13 protein-coding genes and 1 pseudogene are annotated in these 21,872 nt (G+C 37.5%); 12 read left to right on the forward strand and 2 right to left on the reverse strand.

The window, feature by feature from the left end:
- The 8 genes and pseudogenes from GWK10_RS12045 to GWK10_RS12080 form a co-directional block, all read left to right on the forward strand.
- Nucleotides 1-2,058: pseudogene (locus GWK10_RS12045) on the forward strand (hypothetical protein); the annotation flags it as partial.
- Between the two features lie 124 nt (nucleotides 2,059-2,182).
- Entirely contained in the window at nucleotides 2,183-5,641 is a 3,459-nt protein-coding gene (locus tag GWK10_RS12050; protein ID WP_164032638.1) for a hypothetical protein, read from the forward strand.
- Between the two features lie 7 nt (nucleotides 5,642-5,648).
- Entirely contained in the window at nucleotides 5,649-6,944 is a 1,296-nt protein-coding gene (locus GWK10_RS12055; protein WP_164032639.1) for a glycosyl hydrolase family 17 protein, read from the forward strand.
- 47 nt (nucleotides 6,945-6,991) lie between these two features.
- On the forward strand, nucleotides 6,992-8,437 hold the full coding sequence (locus tag GWK10_RS12060; RefSeq protein WP_164033127.1) for a glycoside hydrolase family 30 protein: 1,446 nt from the start codon (nucleotides 6,992-6,994) through the stop codon (nucleotides 8,435-8,437).
- Nucleotides 8,438-8,447: 10 nt separating this feature from the next.
- Nucleotides 8,448-10,013: an MFS transporter gene (locus GWK10_RS12065; RefSeq protein ID WP_164032640.1), complete on the forward strand. Its 1,566-nt coding sequence runs from the start codon at nucleotides 8,448-8,450 to the stop codon at nucleotides 10,011-10,013.
- Between the two features lie 20 nt (nucleotides 10,014-10,033).
- Complete coding sequence (locus GWK10_RS12070; protein ID WP_164032641.1) at nucleotides 10,034-10,939, forward strand: glycoside hydrolase family 17 protein; 906 nt, start codon at nucleotides 10,034-10,036, stop codon at nucleotides 10,937-10,939.
- Nucleotides 10,940-11,097: 158 nt separating this feature from the next.
- A complete protein-coding gene (locus GWK10_RS12075; protein ID WP_164032642.1) occupies nucleotides 11,098-13,203 on the forward strand; it encodes an acylase in 2,106 nt (701 codons plus the stop codon).
- A 48-nt stretch (nucleotides 13,204-13,251) separates the two neighbouring features.
- On the forward strand, nucleotides 13,252-13,725 hold the full coding sequence (locus tag GWK10_RS12080; protein WP_164032643.1) for a DUF5004 domain-containing protein: 474 nt from the start codon (nucleotides 13,252-13,254) through the stop codon (nucleotides 13,723-13,725).
- Here GWK10_RS12080 and GWK10_RS12085 read toward each other — a convergent pair.
- Nucleotides 13,722-14,675: an NAD-dependent epimerase/dehydratase family protein gene (locus GWK10_RS12085; protein ID WP_164032644.1), complete on the reverse strand. Its 954-nt coding sequence runs from the start codon at nucleotides 14,673-14,675 to the stop codon at nucleotides 13,722-13,724. The two genes, GWK10_RS12080 and GWK10_RS12085, sit on opposite strands and share 4 nt — an antisense overlap.
- A gap of 117 nt (nucleotides 14,676-14,792) precedes the next feature.
- Between GWK10_RS12085 and GWK10_RS12090 the strand changes: the two genes are divergently transcribed.
- The 4 genes from GWK10_RS12090 (at nucleotide 14,793) to GWK10_RS12105 (ending at nucleotide 21,019) form a co-directional block, all read left to right on the forward strand.
- Nucleotides 14,793-15,347, forward strand: coding sequence for a hypothetical protein (locus tag GWK10_RS12090; protein ID WP_164032645.1), 555 nt, complete (start codon nucleotides 14,793-14,795; stop codon nucleotides 15,345-15,347).
- Between the two features lie 5 nt (nucleotides 15,348-15,352).
- A complete protein-coding gene (locus tag GWK10_RS12095) occupies nucleotides 15,353-15,853 on the forward strand; it encodes a nuclear transport factor 2 family protein (RefSeq protein ID WP_164032646.1) in 501 nt (166 codons plus the stop codon).
- Between the two features lie 175 nt (nucleotides 15,854-16,028).
- Nucleotides 16,029-20,297 carry a thrombospondin type 3 repeat-containing protein gene (locus GWK10_RS12100; RefSeq protein ID WP_164032647.1) on the forward strand — a complete coding sequence of 1,423 codons (4,269 nt, stop codon included), beginning with the start codon at nucleotides 16,029-16,031 and terminating at the stop codon, nucleotides 20,295-20,297.
- Entirely contained in the window at nucleotides 20,297-21,019 is a 723-nt protein-coding gene (locus GWK10_RS12105) for a hypothetical protein (protein ID WP_239540755.1), read from the forward strand. The genes GWK10_RS12100 and GWK10_RS12105 overlap by 1 nt, the downstream gene beginning before the upstream one ends.
- 79 nt (nucleotides 21,020-21,098) lie before the next feature.
- Here the strand turns inward: GWK10_RS12105 and GWK10_RS12110 are convergent, their stop codons facing one another.
- Nucleotides 21,099-21,803 carry a tetratricopeptide repeat protein gene (locus GWK10_RS12110; protein ID WP_164032648.1) on the reverse strand — a complete coding sequence of 235 codons (705 nt, stop codon included), beginning with the start codon at nucleotides 21,801-21,803 and terminating at the stop codon, nucleotides 21,099-21,101.
- Between the last annotated feature and the right edge of the window lie 69 nt (nucleotides 21,804-21,872).

Raw genomic sequence — 21,872 nt, forward strand, 5'->3', positions numbered from 1 at the left:
CCAACAAGAGATGCTGGCGATGTGATTTCGCTATTTAGTAACGCATATACAGATATTACAGTCGATACTTTTTACGCTGGTTTTAGTGCTGGAGGGGGATTGACTGACGTACAGGTTGCTGGTGATGATGTGAAATTATATACTGATTTAGATTTTGCAGGTATTGAAACCATTACAACAGCGGTGGATTTATCAAGCATGACGAACTTCCATATTGACGTGTGGACAGCGACAGGTTTTGACGTTATAGCAGGCGTTGTAGATTTCGCAGGTGACGGATTTGGAAGCGGCAATGATACAAGAGGAGATACGCGTAACACAATGCAAGCAGGTCAGTGGACATCGATAGATGTAAGTATTGCTGACCTTCAATCGGCTGGTTTGACAGCTACTCCTACTGATTTTAGCCAATTAATATTAGACGTAGTAGATGTCATAGGAACTATTTATGTAGATAATATTTATTTCTACAATGACGGTTCTGGAGGGGGAGGAACAGCTCCAACTACAGCAGCACCAACACCACCAACAAGAGATGCTGGCGATGTGATTTCGCTATTTAGTAACGCATATACAGATATTACAGTCGATACTTTTTACGCTGGTTTTAGTGCTGGAGGGGGATTGACTGACGTACAGGTTGCTGGTGATGATGTGAAATTATATACTGATTTAGATTTTGCAGGTATTGAAACCATTACAACAGCGGTGGATTTATCAAGCATGACGAACTTCCATATTGACGTGTGGACAGCGACAGGTTTTGACGTTATAGCAGGCGTTGTAGATTTCGCAGGTGACGGATTTGGAAGCGGCAATGATACAAGAGGAGATACGCGTAACACAATGCAAGCAGGTCAGTGGACATCGATAGATGTAAGTATTGCTGACCTTCAATCGGCTGGTTTGACAGCTACTCCTACTGATTTTAGCCAATTAATATTAGACGTAGTAGATGTCATAGGAACTATTTATGTAGATAATATTTATTTCTACAATGACGGTTCTGGAGGGGGAGGAACAGCTCCAACTACAGCAGCACCAGCACCACCAACAAGAGATGCTGGCGATGTGATTTCGCTATTTAGTAACGCTTATACTGATATTACCGTTGATACATTTTATGCTGGTTTTAGTGCTGGTGGAGGTGTTAGTGATGTTCAGGTTGCAGGCGATGACACAAAACTTTATACTGATTTAGATTTTGCTGGGGTAGAGACTATAGCTACAGCAGTAGATTTATCAAGCATGACGAACTTCCATATTGATGTATGGACAGCAACAAGTTTTGATTTTGTCGCTGGAGTTGTCGACTTTGGTGGAGATGGTTTTGCAGGAGCAAATGCTGATACACGAGGGGATACACGGAATACGCTACCTGCTGGTCAATGGACATCAGTTGATGTATCTATTTCGGACTTACAGGCAGCTGGATTAACGGCTTCCCCTACTGATTTTAGCCAATTGATATTAGATGTAGCCGATGTAATCGGAACGGTATATATTGATAATATTTATTTCTATAATGACGGTTCTGGAGGCGGAGGAAGCACATGCCCTGCACCTCCAATGGGTGAGTTATTATCAAACGGTGGTTTTGAAGCCAATTCTGGCGATGGTGCATGCTGGCAACTTAACCAAGGTGGTGGCTCTGTTACCATTATTGATACTGATGCAAATACAGGTACATACTCGGCTAGATTAACGACTGGTACAGGGCAGGTGCCGAATCTTAAACAAGAACGATTTGGAGCATCTGTAGCAGGTAACCAGAACATTCAAGTTACGTTTAGGTATAAAATTACTTCAGCATTTGTGGATGGTTCAATACTTCAAGTGTTAGCATTCTCAGAGCGTTCTGTAGGTGGCGCTGTTGCCCACGATTTAGGTAACGCGAGTGCTAGTACTGTTGACGTTTGGGAGACCTATACAGGCACATTTACAACAGATGCTGGTGTAGATGAAGGTATATCGTTGCTAATTCAAGCTACATGTGGTGGTGCCGCTACTTGTGCAGGTGAGGTGATTATTGATGATGTTGTTGTAACAGAAATCTAGTATTATCAAATCATTCGAAAATAAATAACCCCACATCCTAAAACAAAATAAGGTTGGTGTCAAAGTAATTTTTTCACCAGCCTTTTTTACAAGTACTTAACGATCAAAAAATAGTTGCACAACAATGTCTACTAAGGATATTTATATAGGTAATTCAAAAGTTTCTACTGATAAAAAGGAAATTTCGGGAGAACTTATTCAGTTTGAAAACGAATCTTACTATAAGATCTCCAATTACGATTCAATGCGTCCATTTTTTATGAGCATTGTAAGTGATTCAAATCACTGGATGTTTATTTCTAGTAATGGAGGATTGTCAGCTGGACGGAAAAGCTCAGAATATGCCTTATTTCCATATTATACGGATGATAAGATCACGGAATCTGCAGATATCACTGGAGGCAAATCCGTTTTTCATATTCACTTAAATGGAAAAACCTTTTTATGGGAACCATTTAGTGATGAGTATAGTGGTATTTATAAAATACATAGAAACCTTTATAAGAACAGCTATGGAAATAAGATCATCTTTGAAGAAATTAATGAAGATTTAGGTCTTACGTTTCGTTATCATTGGAATTCTAGTAACACTTATGGATTTGTAAAAAGATCAACTATTGTGAACACTTCTGATAAGGAAGTTCATATTACATTATTAGATGGTATTCAGAATATAATGCCCTATGGTGTGGATCCTAATTTGCAAAACTCGGGGAGTAATCTTGTCGATGCTTATAAGAAAAATGAGCTGCAAAGCGATATAAATCTTGGTATTTATGCGTTAAGTGCTATCATAGTAGATAAAGCTGAACCGAGTGAGGCGCTGAAAGCAACATCAGTTTGGTCAACGGGAATTGAAAATGCTGACTATCTCATTTCTTCACTTCAGGTGGATGATTTTAAAAATAAAGGCAGCGTTATTCAGGAAACCGACATTCGAGCAGAGAAGGGAGCATATTTGATTAAAGCAGATTTTGTTCTTAATCCGAATTCAGAAAAAAATTGGATAATTGTTGCTGAAGTCAATCAGTCTATTGCTGATATTGCGGCTATTTCGAAGGAGATTAGAAATGAAAAAAACCTTCTTAAAATAGTTCAAGATGATATTGAAGAAGGTTCCAGAAAACTACTAGCACTCAATAGCGCTTCCGATGCGATGCAGTTCACTGCTGATGTGCTTCGAGATAACAGACATTTCTCGAATACGCTCTTTAATATAATGCGCGGAGGCATTTTTGATAGCAACTATCAAATAGAAAAATCAGATTTCATTCAATATATTCAAAAAGCAAATAACCAAGTTTACAAGCAACAGGAAGATGTATTAAATAGTCTTCCTGAAAAATTTGATCTAACTCATTTAAAGGAGCTAGCAAACAGCAATTCAAATAATGATTTTAAAAGGCTTGCATTTGAATATATGCCTTTAAAATTCAGTAGAAGACATGGTGATCCTAGTCGACCTTGGAATCAATTTACCATTAACACCACAACTGACGATGGCAAAAAGGTCTTGGATTATGAAGGGAATTGGCGAGACATTTTCCAGAATTGGGAAGCCCTTGCCTATTCATATCCGCAGTTTGTAGACAATATGATCCAAAAGTTTGTCAACGCAACTACTTTTGATGGGTATAATCCGTATCGTGTTACCAAAGATGGTTTTGATTGGGAAGTAATCGAACCAGATGACCCGTGGTCTTACATTGGTTATTGGGGTGATCATCAGATCATTTATTTATTGAAGTTGCTAGAACTTGAAGAAAATCATTTCCCGAATACATTATCCAATTATTTTAATGAAGAATTATTCGTCTATGCGAATGTTCCCTACAAAATAAAAAGCTACGACGACATACTTAAAAACCCAAAAGACACTATTGTTTTTGATGATGTGTTAGATGGAAGTATTCGAAAGGAACGAGAAATTATTGGTGCCGATGGTGCTTTACTAAAAGATGCCGGAAATGATATTTACAAGGTAAATCTACTAGAAAAAATTCTGGCCACGTTGTTATCAAAAATATCCAACTTTATTCCAGAAGGAGGAATTTGGATGAATACCCAGCGTCCAGAATGGAACGATGCTAACAATGCCTTGGTTGGTAATGGTGTGTCGATGGTTACCTTATATTACTTAAGAAGGTTTCTAAACTTTTTTGAAGGCATTGTCGAGAATTCTGGAGAAGAATACTTTCAGGTTTCTAAAGAATTAATGTTGTTCTTCAATTCAATTCGTTCTACGTTAACTGACAATGTTGGTATTCTTTCTAGTAAAGTTTCAAATGCCGACCGCAAAACTGTTATGGATGGATTAGGAAACGCTGGAAGTATTTTTAGAAATACCATTTATGATGGAGGATTTAGTGGACAAAAAAGAGCCGTTTATAAGGGTGATGTATTACAATGTATAGAAATTACTAAGCGATATTTAGATCATAGTATTGACGCAAACCAACGTAAAGATGAGTTATTTCATGCGTATAACTTAATGACAGTTGATAGTGAGAATGAAGTTTCTATTTCTTATTTATCAGAAATGTTAGAAGGACAGGTTGCAGTATTAAGTTCTGGATATATTTCTAGCAAAACATCATTGGAAGTATTAGATGCTCTCAAAGCTAGTGCTTTGTTCAGAGAAGATCAGTATAGCTACATTTTGTATCCCAACAAGACTTTAAACCGATTTGAAGACAAGAATAATATTCCAGAAAACAGGATAAAAGAATCATTACTTGTTCAAAAACTAATTGAAGATGATGACCATAATGTCATTGAAAAAGATATTAATGGCGACTATCATTTTAATGGTTCTTTTAATAATGCCGAAAGTCTAAAAAAGGCCTTATCTGAATTGTCTGCTGAAAAATATGGCGATTTAGTAAAAAGAGATACCAAACTATTGTCCGACATTTTTGAAGAAATATTCGACCACAAATCATTTACAGGAAGGTCGGGTACTTTTTACGGTTACGAAGGCTTAGGATCTATTTACTGGCATATGGTTTCTAAGTTATTGGTGGCAGTTCAAGAAACATGTTGGAAAGCGATTCATAACAATGAAAGCGAAGAAATCATCGGAAGATTGCTAGAGCATTATTACGAGATTAACGAAGGAATTGGGGTACATAAATCGCCAGAATTATATGGTGCATTTCCAACGGATCCTTACTCACATACTCCGGGAGGAAAAGGTGCTCAACAACCTGGAATGACTGGACAGGTTAAAGAAGATATTTTGTGCCGCTTTGCCGAGCTTGGAGCTATTGTAGAAAATGGCTGTTTGACCTTTAATCCGCGCTTACTGCGAACAGAAGAGTTTTTAAAGACATCAAAAACAGTTGAGTATATCGATATCAATGGCGCTCCTAAAAAAATAGTATTACATGATAATACACTTTGTTTTACCTATTGCCAAGTGCCAATTATCTATCAACTTTCAGGAAAGGAACATATTACGGTACACTATAATGACCAATCGCTTATTGACTTTGAAGGGCTACGTTTAAATACCGAAATAAGCCAACAAGTTTTTGAACGTTCAGGCCTAATAGACAGTATCATAGTATCAATTAAAAAATAAAAAAATCATGAAAAAACACATCAATATATCGCTGAGTATTCTTATTGTTATGATGACTTTTTCATGTAAAAAAAATACCCCAAGTAAAGACGATAGTGCAATGGCGAAAGGAGAAAAAAGCATAACGGCAAAAGATATTCTAGGCAACCCAGATTATTTGGCAATGTCCTATGGAGGCTATAGACAGGTAGATCATGATATTGAGCCAACCTTAGATGAACTAAAAGATGATATGAAGATTTTGGCAGCTATGGGGGTCAAAGTCATTAGGACTTACAAAGTTCATTTACCGCATGCAGGAAACGTCCTAAAAGCAATAAGTGAGCTAAAAAAAGAAGATTCTAGCTTCGAAATGTATGTGATGTTGGGTGCATGGATAGATTGCAAAAATGCTTGGACAGATTTAGAACCAGATCACTTTCAGGAAAGCGAACGAAATGGAGTAGAAATAGAAGAAGCGGTACGCTTGAGCAATCTATACCCTGACATAGTTAAAGTTATCGCTGTTGGTAATGAGGCTATGGTAAAATGGGCTACTAGTTATTTTGTCCAGCCAGGTGTGATCCTAAAATGGGTTAATCATCTTCAAGATTTAAAAAAATCAGATAAGCTTCCTGCCGATTTATGGATCACAAGCTCCGATAATTTTGCATCATGGGGCGGTGGTGATGCTGAGTATCATGTAGAGGATTTAAATAAGCTAATTGCTGCTGTCGATTTCATATCAATTCATACCTACCCGATGCATGACACGCATTACAATCCGCAATTTTGGGGAGTGTTGCCAGAAGAAAATGAATTATCTGATTTAGAAAAGGTCGAAAAAGCAATGCAGCGTTCATTGGATTACTCCAAAGCTCAGTACGAAAGTGTAAAGAACTATATGACTAGTGTTGGAGCCAATAAGCCTATTCATATTGGTGAAACTGGCTGGGCGAGTTTTTCTAACGGTCATTACGGAAATGAAGGATCAAAAGCCACAGACGAGTATAAAGAAAGTTTGTTCTATCATTTGATAAGAGATTGGACTAATGAAAATGAGATTTCATGTTTCTATTTTGAGGCCTTCAATGAGCCATGGAAAGACGCTGCAAATCAAGGAGGTTCAGAAAATCACTTTGGCTTATTTACAGTGGAAGGTAAAGCAAAATATGCTATGTGGCCTTTAGTGGATAAGGGTCTTTTTAAGGATTTAACACGGGATGGAAATCCGATTACCAAAACATATAATGGCGATAAAGATGCACTTATTAAAGAAGTGTTGGTGCCGTCTGTAAAAGATTCGTTAGTCGTCGATTTTTAAAGGATAAGGGTATGTTCAAAAAGAATTATTTAATAGTAGTTTGTTTTATGATCGTGGGTTGTTCTAAAGAGCAAAATTTGAATATTGATGTAGTTGAAACTTCAGCTAGTGGAAATAAGTTGACACCAATTACAGAATTTAGTGAAAGCGATGACGCCTCTTCAATCAAACTACTCCCCGATGAGCAACTTCAGACGATTACAGGTTTTGGTGGTGCATTTACAGAATCGTCAGCCTATCTCCTAAATAAATTGAGCAAAGAAAACCGTAAAAAAATTATTGACGCATATTTTAGTGAAGAGGGCGCACATTATTCTTTGACAAGGTCGCATATGAACTCTTGTGATTTTTCTTTAAGCAACTATTCTTATACGCCTGTAGAAGGGGATAAAGACTTAGAGCACTTTTCAATTGAAGAAGACAAAGACGATTTGATTCCGTTCATAAAAGATGCTATGGCTGCTTCGACAGATGGGTTTAAAATTTTTGGTTCGCCATGGACTGCGGCACCCTGGATGAAAGATAATAACAATTGGGTTGGAGGTAAACTACTGCCAGAGTATTACGACACTTGGGCTTTGTTTTTCTCAAAGTATGTAGATGCTTACAAATCGGAAGGTATTGATATTTGGGGTTTTACAGTAGAGAATGAACCCTTAGGCAATGGTAACAATTGGGAAAGCATGCATTATACACCTGATGAAATGACCAATTTTGTTCAGAATCATTTAGGACCAAAATTGGAAGCGGATGGAAAAGGGGGTATTAAGATTTTAGGTTACGATCAAAACAGAGAGCATTTAAAAGAATGGGTAGACTCACAATTTAAAAATGAAGAAACTTCTAAATATTTTGATGGTACGGCTATTCATTGGTATGCAAGTACCTTCGAGGTATTTCCTGAAGAACTGCAATATGCACATAACAAAGCACCTAATAAATATTTAATTCAATCTGAAGCATGTGTTGACGCACAAGTTCCAGTATGGCAAGATGATGAGTGGTACTGGAAAAAAGAGGCTACGGATTGGGGTTGGACATGGGCTCCAGAAAAGGATAAACATTTACACCCAAAGTATGCGCCTGTGTATCGCTATGCAAGAGATATTATTGGCTGTTTAAATAACTGGGTTGATGGCTGGGTCGATTGGAACATGGTACTTGATAAAGAAGGTGGTCCGAATTGGTTTAAAAATTGGTGTGTAGCACCGGTAATTGTCGATCCTGAAAATGATGAAGTCTACTTTACACCCTTATACTACACCTTGTCACACTTTAGCAAGTACATACGTCCTGACGCGAAGGTAATAGGAGTTGAAAACAATGATGAAGAGCTAATGGTAACCGCTGCTAAAAACCTTGATGGGTCTATTGCTGTAGTTATCTTAAATCAAACAGATAAAACAAAACAATTTTCTCTTTCATTAGGAGAAAAAAACAAACCGGTTTCGATAAGCCCAAAAGCCATTCAAACTATTGTAATCACTAACTAAAACCTTAGATATGTCAAATTTAAAAACCGCCTCAAAAGATAAAGTGCCTGTAGGTCAGAAAGCGGCCTTTGGAGCTGGTCATTTTATCCTAAATATTTTGCCTGGAACACTTGGAGTATTTATCCAATTTTTCCTTTTAACGGCATGGGGTGTTGATCCACTTTGGGCCGGACTTTTAGGTGGTTTGCCAAGAATTTTTGACTCAATCACAGATCCTATAATGGGTTTTATTTCGGATAATACAAAATCTAAATGGGGGCGAAGAAGACCTTATATTTTTATCGGGGCAATCATTAGTGGTATTCTTTTCTTTTTAATGTGGCAAATCGATGATAATGCGTCGCAATCCTATATTATTTGGCATGTAATGGTCATTCAATTATTGTTCCTTATTGGTAATACTATGTTTGCCACACCATTAGTTGGTCTTGGTTATGAGATGACATCAGACTATAATGAACGTACACGCTTAATGGCTTTTTCAAATACAATGGGGCAAATTGCTTGGATGATTGTGCCTTGGTTGTATGTTATCATTCCGGATACAGATACATTTAATACGCAAACAGAAGGTGTACGAACTATGGCTCTTATTGTAGGAGCAATGTGTATAGTTTTTGGAATCTTACCTGCAATATTTAATAAGGGAATTGATTCGGCAAATATGGCCAACCGAAAGGAAATTAATTTTAAAACGCTTGCAGCCAATATGAAAGAACTGCTTGCCGGGATTAAACAAGTTTCTAAAAACAAACCTTTCATGAAATTGTGTGGGGCTACCTTTTTGGTTTTTAATGGATTTCAACTTGTAGCGGCATTTGGCGTTTTTATTATAGTATTCTACATGTATAACGGTAGTTATGAAATTGCTGGAACATGGCCCGCTTGGTTTAATACTATAAACGCGATGTTAACGGCATTTATAGTTATTCCTATTATTTCTAGAATGGCCAACAAATGGGGTAAAAGAAAGGCCTTTATTATCTCAACAATTCTATCGATCGTTGGTTATATCTTAAAATGGTGGGGCTTTGACAAAGAGTTGAATAGTCAATTTAGCCAAACAGGATTCGGTAAAAGTCTTAATTCAGGTATTGGTTCTCTTTTTGAAGCTATAAATCCGTTTCTCGATAGTGTTGGAATGTCATGGTTTAGCATTGACCCGGGGAGCGAAGTGCCTTGGCTCATATTCGTACCAATTCCATTATTCGCTTTCGGAATGGGAGGGTTATTCACTTTGATGATGTCTATGACCGCCGATGTGTGCGATCTGGATGAATTGGAAAATGGTATGCCTAGAAAGGAAGGTACTTTTGGTGCTATTTATTGGTTAATGGTTAAAATAGGCCAGTCTATAGCACTTGTATTAGGCGGTGTGATTCTGAGTATAGTAGGTTTTGATCCTAATGCGACGGAACAATCTATAGAAACAATGAACAATCTAAGGATTGCTGACATAATAGTCCCGTCGTTAACAGCCGCATTAGCCGTTTGGGTGATGTGGAAATACAGTCTAAATGAAGAAAGAGCGAGAGAAATTAAGGCGGAATTGGTAGAACGTAGAGGAGAGTTATAGGCTAACTAAAAAAACAGGAAATGTCATACAGAGAAGGTTATATCTCAAAAATAGCAACCAATTATAATCAAGATAATGGATTAGATTTTAGTCAAGTAACAAGCGATGAACTAAATCAACTATGGCTAGAAACATTGCAAAATGGCATGCATGGTCTTTGCTTTAGTATGTATGAAGATGGTCAACAACCTGGTGATATTATTACAGAAGCGCAAGTAATAAGAAGAATTCAAATTATAAAACCTTATACCAAATGGGTACGTTCGTTTTCATGTACTGAAGGGAATGAACACGTTCCAAGAATTGCAAAGTCTAACGGACTTAAAACAATGGTTGGGGCGTGGTTAAGCGATGATATGGAATTAAATGAAGTTGAGATTGAAGGATTAATCCAACTTGCGCGCGAAGGATGTGTTGATATCGCAGCCGTCGGTAACGAAGTGCTGTATCGAAATGAGTTAGATGAGGAACAACTACTTGGATATATGCATCGCGTAAAAGAGGCAATGCCCGATATTCCTGTTGGTTATGTCGATGCGTATTATGAGTTTACAAATCATCCCAGAATTGTAGAAGCGTCGGATGTAATTTTGTCCAATTGCTATCCATTTTGGGAAGGCTGTCCGCAAGAGTATTCTTTAAACCATATGCAGCAAATGTATGGTCAGGCAATCGATGCCGCAAAAGGCAAGAAAGTCATTATCACCGAGACTGGATGGCCTAGCGAAGGAGGTTCGTTCGAGGGCTCGCATTCCTCAGCTGAAAATGCCATGAAATACTTTGTCAATACACAATTATGGTCAGCAAAAGATGATATAGAAGTCTTTTATTTCTCTTCTTTTGATGAATCCTGGAAAACAGGAGATGAGGGTGATGTTGGCGCGTATTGGGGACTATGGGACAAGCATGAAAAACTGAAATTCTAATACTTATTGGGGTTTTTGAGTAAGAATAAGCTCCCTTCCCTTGGGGGAAGGGCTTGGGATGGGTGTTTCCTCTTAAACGAAAATGTAATTTTCACATACCACCTTAAAATTGTAACTTTTCAGACAAGTTGTACTATTCATCAATTAAAACCACTTCAATGAAAAAGTCTACATTATTTTTTCTTTGCTCCACTTTTTTTGTTCTAATTTCTTGTTCACAGGAAGAAGAAAAAAAAGAAACTCATATAAAATGGGATAGTTGGGGCGTGCCTCACATTTATGCGAATGCTGTAGACGAATTATTCTATGCTCAAGGCTGGGCGCAAATGCATAATCATGCCAACTTAATTGTTGAAATGTATGGCAGTTCTCGCGGTAAAGGCGCTGAGTATTTTGGACCACAAAAACTACAGGATGATATGCTTATTCATACACTTGGGTTTAATGAGTTAGCAGATGAATGGTCAGGTACTCGTGACCCAAAACTTACTGCAATTTTTGATTCTTTTATAAAAGGGATGAATGATTATGTGACTGCAAATCCCACTGCTGTTGATGCTAATTTGAAGCAAATACTACCGCTTACAACCAGGGATCTAGCTACACACAGTATGTATGTTGTTTTTAGTCGGTTTGTTGCTGGGAATGACTTGGGCAGAGTGCAACAATGGCCGGACATGGGGAGTAACACTTATGCTATTTCTCCTAAAAAATCGGCTTCAGGAAATGCGATGTTAGTACAAAATCCACACCTACCTTGGTGGCGGGAGTTTACTTTTTTTGAGTCTCAATTGAATCTTGGAGATAAAAGTATGTACGGGGCTAATCTGGTCGGTTTTCCGGGAATTGCAATCGGATTTAATAAGAATTTAGGATGGAGTCATACTGATAATACTATTGATAATACAGATACCTACGAGCTTGACTTAAAAGATGGTGGTTATATTTTAGATGGGGAACGAAAGGATTTTATTGCATCGGAAAAAACAATTAAGATCAAACAAGAGGACGGTACTTTTAAGGAGCAACAAATTCCTATAATGAGAACAGAGCATGGTCCAGTTGTTAGTCAATCCAAGGACAAAGTGTTGGCTATTCGCTATGTGGGAACTAAAGCACCAAACGCCTCCTTGCAATGGTGGAATATGCTAAATAGTAGTAATCTCGATGAGTTTGAGTCGGCTTTAAAAATGGCTCAAATCCCATTTTGGAATGTGATGTATGCGGATAAGCATGGGGACATTTTTTACCTCTTCAATGGTCTAGTTCCAAAAAGGAATGAAGGTGATTGGGATTATTGGGATCGTATTATTCCAGGCGGAAAGTCTTCAGATATTTGGACAGAAACACATGCTTATGCGGATTTGCCCAAGGTTAAAAACCCAACTACAGGTTGGCTACAAAATGCAAATGACCCACCATGGACAAGCACAATTCCTAAGGCCTTAAATCCTGATGATTATCCTGGATATATGGCACCGATAAGTATGTCATTCAGACCACAAAGATCTGCTAGAATGCTTTTGGAAGACGAATCGATAACCTTTGATGAACTTGTTGATTACAAACTATCTACCCGACTAGAGTTTGCGGATAGAATTTTAGACGACCTATTTGCAGCGGTCGATGCTTCAAGTTCAGAAAAAGCAAAACAGGCAAAAGAAGTATTAATGGCTTGGGATCGAGAAGCAGATGCTGATAGTAAAGGAATGTTACTATTTTACAATTGGGCTAGAAAGTTCAATAGCTGGAAAAAATCAAATTATAGCACCCCTTGGGATTTTAAAAACCCGAATACCACGCCAGATGGCCTCGCTGATCCAGAAGGAGCAGTGAAATTGTTAGAAATTGCTGCAACAGAAATTGAAACCAAGTTTGGTAAACTCGATGTCCCATGGGGAGATTATTATAGAATTAACTTACACGGTAAAAACCTTCCGGCCAATGGTATCGATGGTTCAATGGGGGTATTCCGTGTAACCTGGCCTGGTGGAGGTAATGAGAATAATATGTTCGCAGGAGGTGGTGATAGCTGGGTTGGTGTCATTGAGTTTGGTGAGACTCCAAAGGCAAAAGTGTTATTAAGTTATGGTAATGCTTCTCAAAAAGATTCCCCTCATCGAGGAGATCAATTAGAATTATATTCTAAAAAAGAACTTAGAGATGCTTGGTTTACTTCCGAAGATATAAATGCAAATACAGTTAAAACTGAAATTATTTCAGAAACTGGCTTTACAGAAGAAAAGGAAGATGCTAAAGAATAGATTTTAAATTATTCCGTTACTTTTAGTGCATAGAAAAAATAAAAAGTTATGAAATTGAATAAAGTCTTAGGTGCTTGTTTAACCTTGTTAATAATATCGTGTAGTTCTGATGATAATGGGGATACTGGCCCAAGTCAAGAAGAGTTGAATCAAGTCATTGGAACTTGGCAGTTATCACAGGTTAATGTAAGTGCAGCGCAGGATGTTGATAATGATGGTGATTCTTCTGTTAATTTAATAGAAGAATTAAGTTGTTTAGATGGGACTTTGACCTTTACAGCGGACTTTAAGTGGAGTTTACAAACAGTAAATCCAGTTATTACGTCGATTACAAATGACCAGTTTGCGTTTAGTTGCGACAACGGAGTTCAAAATGCGGGAAGCTGGGCGCTTCAAGGCAACATTGTATTAATAAGAGAAGGTGTAAATACCTCGCAATTAAATCTTTCTGGAACTACACTCACTGAGCAGATTAATGAAAATTTACCAATGCTTACGAGTAAAGTATATCAGAAAAACTAAGAAATCCCTTTTTTAATTTTTAAATTCAATAGCATGTCCTTGGTTATTGCATCAAGATCAAATTCGTGTTGCCAACCCCAATCGTCGAATGCAACCTGATCATCAATACTATTTGGCCAACTATCGGCTATTTTTTGCCTAAAATCTGGTTGGTAATCAATTGAAAAACCTGGAATGTGTTTTTGTATGGTCACTGCTATTTCTTGAGGATTAAAGCTAACACCGCCTAGATTATAAGATGCCCAAACTGTAATATCGCTAAAATCGGCTTCCATAATAGCGATAGTTGCCTTTATTGCATCATTCATATACATCATAGGAAGCTCCGTATCTTCTTTTAAAAAACAATTATAATGCCCATTTGTAAGAGCCTTATGATAAATCTCTACTGCATAGTCCGTAGTTCCTCCTCCTGGATCGGTTTTCCAACTAATTAATCCTGGATATCTAATACTTCTTACATCAATGTTATGATTGTGATAATAATAGTCGCACCAACGCTCACCAGCTAGTTTCGTTATACCGTACACAGAAGTTGGTTCCATAATGGTAACCTGAGGAGTGTTTTTTTTGGGAGTAGTTGGTCCGAAAACAGCAATACTACTAGGCCAGAAAATTTTGCTAATCAGCCCGTCATGTGCAAGATCTAAAATGTGAGACAGCGAAGTCATATTAAGATCCCATGCTTTCTTCGGGTATTTTTCTGCCGTTGCGGATAGCATAGCGGCCATAAGATAGACCTCTGTGATTTCATGTTTTTCAACGCAGTTTATCACTGCAGTTTTGTCCATTACATCTAGTATTTCAAAAATACCAGAATTCATTAGGGCACTACTACCTTCTCGTATGTCTGTTGCGACAACAGATTCAGTTCCGCGCTGTTTACGAAGTTCCAAGGTCAATTCGGATCCTATTTGTCCGCAAGCTCCAATTATGAGTGATTTCGTCATTTGATTTGATAAAACTTCAACAAAAATAAAATAAACGACATTCTTTTTAAGAAATAATTAATTTAAAGCATATAAAATTTTTAATTCTTCAACATTTAAAAACATATCTTTGATTGCATGAAAACAGTCTCTTTTTTTTTGGTTTTAGTAGCAATTATCATTTCTAGCTGTGATGAGAAGAAGTCCTCCGATTCCGAAGGAAAGGAAATGTCGATCGATACCAATATTGTAAAAATAGAACCAAAGAAAAAAGGAATTAGTTACAAAAAAATTGGAATTATTGGCCAGGCAAAAAAAGAGATATCCCAATGGACGGCATTCAATAATCTTGAGCGGGAATTAAACAACATTTTAGAAGCCGATTACCGAATCCTTAAAACGGAACTTGAGGTGTTAGAGGAAGCGTTTAAAGAATTAGAAGAATCTGATTTTCCTGAAAAATTAAACGTTCCGAGGTTTAAAAGTAAACTGACTGTATTGAAAACCTTTGTGAGAAAATTGGCAAACGAAGTAGAAACCAATGAATCTTTTGATATCCTGGAAACGACTGTTAAGCAGATTTCAGAGGAGATGAATGCGATGAAAGAACAAATCAATGAACTTTATGCAAGCGATATTGATACCGATGTATTAATCATTGAGCCAGAACCGGGCAAAGAACCTCAAGAATAACTATTATGAAACACATAATTCTGAATATTTTTTTAGCAATTAGTTTGTTAGGCTTTTCTCAAGAAGATGAGAAAATGCAAATAGATAAAGTGCTAACAGATTGGCACAAAGCTGCTTCAAATGCGGACTTCGAAAACTATTTTGGACTGATGACTAAGGACGGGGTATTTCTTGGTACCGATGCCACTGAAAATTGGCAGAATAAAGAGTTTCGCGCTTTTAGTAAACCCTATTTTGACAAAGGAAAAGCTTGGAGTTTTACTGCTGTTGAACGTAATATTTATGTTAATGTTGAAGCTGGTTTTGCTTGGTTTGATGAATTATTGGATACGCAAATGGAACTGTGCAGAGGTTCAGGAGTTTTAAAAAAGGAAAATGAAGAGTGGAAAATAGCACATTATGTTCTTTCTATCGCGATTCCTAATGAGAATGTAAAAGATATAGTTATAGCTAAAAAGAAAAATGATAGTATATTAAAGAGCAGACTTAAAAATAAAAAAATGTAGCTTTTATGTAATTAAGTGATGGAAATTACGTCAAATTCACAGTATATGTTAAAGTAAAGCTAATTTTAATGATTTCTACTATATTTGTATTCCTTGTGAAAAGTTGAAAAAAATTGCACCGACCTACCACTAAGTATAATGATTTTTCACATTTATCTTATTTAAATTAACACTGATGAAGAGATTTTTACTCGTTATTGGGTTGTGTTCTTGTTTTGCAATGAGCGCCCAATTTAATGAAAACGCTCCTTGGATGGAATCAGTTAAAGCTGACGCAAAGTTTGGCGGTGATTCACAAAAGATCCAAACTAGTTACAATTTATTTGAAATTTCTAAGTCCTTTGAAGAATATTGGAATGATAAAGACCACACAAAAAAAGGGAGCGGTTATAAGCCATTTAAACGATGGGAATATCACTGGAGTCATTATGCTGACGTAAATGGTAATTTGCCAACTGCAAAACAATTATGGGACGCCTTCGAAGCAAAACAAAATAGTACCTTAAGACTTAATCCAACTGCAAATTGGCAGGCTTTAGGACCATTTGAGCATGTGGCCGAAAACGGTCGTTTAAGAGGACAAGGTAGGGTAAATGTAATGGCCATTGATCCTAATAATGCTGATGTGTGGTACGCCGGCGCACCTTCGGGAGGTTTATGGAAATCTACGGATGCTGGTACAACTTGGAACACTACAACTGATGCTCTTCCACAAATTGGAGTTTCAGGTATTGCAATTGATCCTAACGATTCAAATATCATATATATTGCTACTGGAGATGATGATGCAGGGGATAGTGTTAGTGCCGGGGTATTCAAATCTATAGATGGTGGTTCGACTTGGAATCAAACAGGGCTAAACCCAAGCAACACGCCAAATCTCATGAACGAGATTTATATCGATCCAACCAATTCAAATATACTCTGGTTAGCTACGAGTTCGGGAGTTTATAAAACCGTTGATGCAGCTGTTACTTGGGAACGGGTGAGAACAGGAAATATTCTGGACTTAAAACTTAAGCCTGGAGACAGCAATACCTTATATGCAGTAACAAGAAGTCAATTTTATAGAACAACCGATGGGGGTGCTACTTGGACTAATATTACTGAGGGGTTACCGGAAACATCGCGAAGGTTGGTTATTGATGTTACTCCCGCTAATTCCAATGTAATTTATGTACTGAGTGCAGCGGCAACGGATGGTTTCCCTTTTCAAGGTTTATATAAATCTACCGATAGCGGTGTAACCTTCACAAAAACTGCAGAAACTGATAACATTAATGAAAGTAATCAGGCTTGGTTTGATCTCGCGATGGCAATTTCACCAACAGATGAAGACGAGGTATACGTAGGCTGTTTAAATGTGTGGAAATCAACAAATGGAGGGGATAATTTTAATGTTCTTAATTCGTGGTTTCAAAGTACCCCTTCATATACGCATGCCGATATCCATATGCTTCGTTTTTTTGGGAATATATTATTTTGCGGCAGTGATGGTGGACTTTATGTATCAACAGATAACGGATCGACTTTTACTGATAAGACAGAAGGAATGGCAATTAGTCAGTTTTATCGACTATCTGTTGCTAAACAGGATGCCAATATCATAATAGGGGGTTTACAAGACAATGGGGGTCATGCACGAAGTGCTGCTGGACAATGGCGAAATTATCATGGCGGCGACGGAATGGACAATGCAATAGACCCAAATAATAGTAATATTCTTTATGGTATGACCCAAAACGGCGGGTCGTTAAATATCACTGTAAACGGCGGGTTGAATTTATCAGCTCAAGTTAGTCCTCCTCAGGATGGAACTGGTTCAGCTATTAGTGGCAACTGGGTTACACCATTACAAATAGATAGTGAGGGCAATCTTTATTCAGGTTTTGATGCGGTTTACCGGTTGAATGGAAATGCATGGGAAAGAGTTTCTACTACCATAGGAACTAACATTGATGAGATAATTATAGACCCAAATAATCCTAATAACATTTATATTGTAAATGGTCGTTTTCTTAGAAAGAGTATTGATGCAGGAGCATCATTTAGTGTAGTAGGTACATTTGATTCTGATATATCAGATATGGTGGTTAGCAATTCTGATTCTAATACTTTGTATGTGACCCTATCTAATATCTCACTTGAAAGTACTCCTAATAATGGAGCTCCTAAGGTGTTCAAATCTACTGATGGAGGAAATACCTATGATGACATTACATTCGACCTTCCTGTTGATCAACCAATATTCGCGATAGCTCATCAAGGTAGGGATACTAATAATCCTATTTATGTTGGAACTAGTTTGGGAGTATATAGATGGGATGACACCTTAACTGAATGGGAAGAATACTTTACGGGATTACCTAATGTAGCGGTAACTGATATGGAAATTAACCTTGATGATGAGGTTCTTACAGTAGCAACTTATGGTCGTGGTATATGGCAATCACCAATTCCAGTTCAGATTCCGGATAATGATATTAGATTACTTTCAGTTAATAACCCAGCACCGAGCCAGGTAATTTGCGGTGAGGTAATTCCTGAAATAGTAGTGGCTAATAATGGCGCAAATGATATCACATCAATTGATTTTACGTATTCAGTAAATGGTGGCGCAGTGCAAAACACTACTGTTACGCAAACAATTACTCCTGGGAGTGAGGCTACAGTAAACCTTCCAGTACTATCCTTAACAGCGGGTAAATATGTGCTTGATGTTAATGGCACAATTGCCAATGACGCTTTTGATGGCAACAATGATCTTTCTTCTGAGTTTTTTGTCAATGATTTTGGTGTAACTCAAGTAGTAAATTCATTTGAAACTGCTGATGATGCCCTTTTATCATATAACGAAGGTGATACATCGAATTCACTTTGGGAGCGCGGAGCACCAGCTAAAACATTTCTTAATGCAGCAGCAACAGGAACAAATGCTTATGTGACTGCACTTACTGGGGATCATCCAAATAATATAAAAAGTTATTTGGTAACCAAATGTTATGATTTTAGCACCATTACACTACCGGTCATGTCATTTAATATGGCATTTGATCTTGAACAAGATTTTGATATTGCTTATGTAGAGTATACGATTGATCAAGGTAAGACATGGCAAGTACTTGGTACAACTGCTAGTCAACCAAATTGGTATAACAGTGATAGAACAAATGCCTCCTCAGGCACTGCAGATGATTGTCAAAATTGTCCAGGAGCCCAATGGACAGGTACTGAAACTACCTTAGCAAATTATCGATACGATTTTACAGCAAACGCTACAGCAGGAGAAACTGATTTAAGAGGAGAAAGCAACGTTATTTTCCGTTTTGTATTCCAATCAGATCCTGGTGTGACAGAAGAAGGTGTGATGATTGATGATTTTGTGATCTTAGGAGAGCAAGATGATGACGATGACGATAATGATGGAGTTTTAGATGTTGATGATAATTGCCCGTTAAATGCTAATGCAAATCAGTTGGATACAGATGGCGATGGTATTGGGGATGTATGTGATACTGATGATGATGGTGATGGTATTTTAGATGTTGATGATAATTGCCCATTAAACCCGAATGCTAATCAGGCTGATGAAGATGGAGACGGGATTGGAGATCTATGTGATGACGATGCAGATAATGACGGTGTACCAAATGCTGACGATCTTTGCCCTGATACTCCAGCAGGAACTGCTGTTGATGTAACTGGATGCCCAGTGTTTACATTAGCTGCGAACAACTTTAGCGTGCAGACATTTGGAGAAACATGCCGCACTAGTGACAACGGACGAATCCGTATAACTGCTGAAGACACTTCTTTAACGTATAATATTGAAATTACTGGCGGTGGCGGATTTACTGCCAATGGAATTTTTACTGAAATGTATGAGTCGGCTGATCTTACAGCTGGCCAATACAACGCTTGTATTACGGTTGATGGTCAGGCAGATTATGAATTGTGTTTCGATCTTATTATTGGTGAGCCAGAGCAACTTGCTGTAAGCACGGAAATTTTAAGTGCTACTAACCGAGTACGATTAAGTTTAGGAGGAGGAGAGCGTTATGTCATTCAAATTAATGATGATGTCTATACAACCACTGAAGAGGAAATCACACTTGACCTTAAGAATACTGAAAATATTTTGACAGTACGAACTGATAAAGATTGTCAAGGCGTTTTTAAGGAAACTATTGTATTAAATAATAAGATTTTAATCTATCCAAATCCATTAACTGGAGATCGCCTGTTTGTAAATATGGGGCCATTTAATCAGGATAAAGTATTTATCTCATTAACCTCTATAACCGGTCAAAGTATTTTAAGAAAAGACTTCCCAGTTATTGATAATAAGATTGAGGTTAATACAGGAAATCTAACTAATGGGGCTTACATTCTCAATATTAAAACACAAGAATCATTAATGAACTTCAAAATTATTAAACGATAATGATGAAAATATCAAGTATAAAAATTATAGCACTTGCTGCAACAGCACTAGTAGGAGTTTCATGCGGAGGCGGAGGTGATGACGGACCACCACCGCCACCGCCAGAAGGGCCAGCGCCAACTGCGGCTACTTTTGTGTTTCCATTAGATAACACAGAATGCAATGAAGGAACAAACATTACGGAAAATACAAGTGATGTTAATTTTCAATGGAATGCTGGTCAAAATACTGATACCTATGATGTAACTATTACAAATTTGAATACTAATGTAGTAACTACTAGAAATGGGCTCACCGCAACAAATGTTACAGTAACAATCAATCGAGGAGCCCCATTCTCATGGCAAATAACCTCTAAGTCATCTAGCACAACAAGTACAGCGGCTACAAGTACAGCGCGTTTTTATAATACTGGTGAACCTGTAGAAAATTATGCGCCATTTCCAGCATCAGTAATAGCTCCTGTAATGGGCTCTTCCATTGCGGCAGGAACAGTAGGTTTAAGCTGGACAGGTAGTGATATTGATAATGATATTACCGGTTATGAAGTGTTTTTTGGAACGGACAGTGCAAGTTTAGCTAGTGCTGGAACTACTGATTCAGGAACTACATCATTAGACGTCACAGCCTCGGCTGGGACGGTTTATTTTTGGAATGTCGTAACAACCGATGGTCAAGGTAATACATCAACATCAGAAATGTTTCAATTTAAAACTAACTAAGCGTTTCGCTTATTATTATACCAAACAAAAAAGGGAATCAATATGGTTCCCTTTTTTTATTCTTTATTGAATCTATTCTTTAATTTTTAGTTGCCGCAGCGGCGGCTTGCTTTTTTCTATTCTCTAAAGCATCACGGCTAATACGAGCCATATTAAAGTTAGGATCCATATTTAAGGCTTGGTTAATATAAACCATTGCTCCGTCTAAATTATTTTGATCCTTTCGTAACTCAACTAAGCCACGCAAATAGGTGAAAGCTGCTTTTAAACCTACTTCATACGGTTGTTGTGTTTCATAAAAAGCACGTTTCATATCGTCTTTAGCATTCGCCAAACCATAAGTTATATGGGTAGCAGCACCAGCAGCATCATTCGTTTGAATTTTCAAGTCGGCAAGCTCATAAGCCAAATAGGCATTAGGAGTGCGTTTGTTTAATTCTTCATAATGCTCAATTGCCCGAGGCAGTTGATTCATTGCTTTTAAAGAAATTGCCTTTACTTCAACCGCTAAATCAGAATCGGTTGCATTTTTTTCAATTCCCAGCGTGTTTAATGCTTGAAGGTAGTTTCTTCCGTTGGCGTATAAATAGGCCAAGGTATCAGTACGTCCTTGGTCTGGTTTTAACACGTTTAAATGCGTTAATGCATTAATAACACCTTGTACATCGCCTTGTTTTTTCATTTGCGCATAATACGCCTCATAATGTTTTGTAAGCTCACTGTTTGATTGAGCTGTCATACCAAATGCCGCTATCATGCCCAATACACAAATTAATTGCTTCATAATACTATAGTTAATTTAATTGCGCCCAAAGCTAACAAAATAAATGACTTTAAATCTTAAGGAGATGCT

This window comes from Spongiivirga citrea (assembly GCF_010671565.1).
Lineage (GTDB): Bacteria > Bacteroidota > Bacteroidia > Flavobacteriales > Flavobacteriaceae > Spongiivirga > Spongiivirga citrea.

Excerpts from the sequence above, each read along its gene's own strand:
- GWK10_RS12050 (WP_164032638.1), top strand. The coding sequence starts at position 2,183 with ATGTCTACTAAGGATATTTATATAGGTAATTCAAAAGTTTCTACTGAT.
- GWK10_RS12055 (WP_164032639.1), top strand. The coding sequence starts at position 5,649 with ATGAAAAAACACATCAATATATCGCTGAGTATTCTTATTGTTATGATG.
- GWK10_RS12060 (WP_164033127.1), top strand. The coding sequence starts at position 6,992 with ATGATCGTGGGTTGTTCTAAAGAGCAAAATTTGAATATTGATGTAGTT.
- GWK10_RS12065 (WP_164032640.1), top strand. The coding sequence starts at position 8,448 with ATGTCAAATTTAAAAACCGCCTCAAAAGATAAAGTGCCTGTAGGTCAG.
- GWK10_RS12070 (WP_164032641.1), top strand. The coding sequence starts at position 10,034 with ATGTCATACAGAGAAGGTTATATCTCAAAAATAGCAACCAATTATAAT.
- GWK10_RS12075 (WP_164032642.1), top strand. The coding sequence starts at position 11,098 with ATGAAAAAGTCTACATTATTTTTTCTTTGCTCCACTTTTTTTGTTCTA.
- GWK10_RS12080 (WP_164032643.1), top strand. The coding sequence starts at position 13,252 with ATGAAATTGAATAAAGTCTTAGGTGCTTGTTTAACCTTGTTAATAATA.
- GWK10_RS12085 (WP_164032644.1), bottom strand. The coding sequence starts at position 14,675 with ATGACGAAATCACTCATAATTGGAGCTTGCGGACAAATAGGATCCGAA.
- GWK10_RS12090 (WP_164032645.1), top strand. The coding sequence starts at position 14,793 with ATGAAAACAGTCTCTTTTTTTTTGGTTTTAGTAGCAATTATCATTTCT.
- GWK10_RS12095 (WP_164032646.1), top strand. The coding sequence starts at position 15,353 with ATGAAACACATAATTCTGAATATTTTTTTAGCAATTAGTTTGTTAGGC.
- GWK10_RS12100 (WP_164032647.1), top strand. The coding sequence starts at position 16,029 with ATGAAGAGATTTTTACTCGTTATTGGGTTGTGTTCTTGTTTTGCAATG.
- GWK10_RS12105 (WP_239540755.1), top strand. The coding sequence starts at position 20,297 with ATGATGAAAATATCAAGTATAAAAATTATAGCACTTGCTGCAACAGCA.
- GWK10_RS12110 (WP_164032648.1), bottom strand. The coding sequence starts at position 21,803 with ATGAAGCAATTAATTTGTGTATTGGGCATGATAGCGGCATTTGGTATG.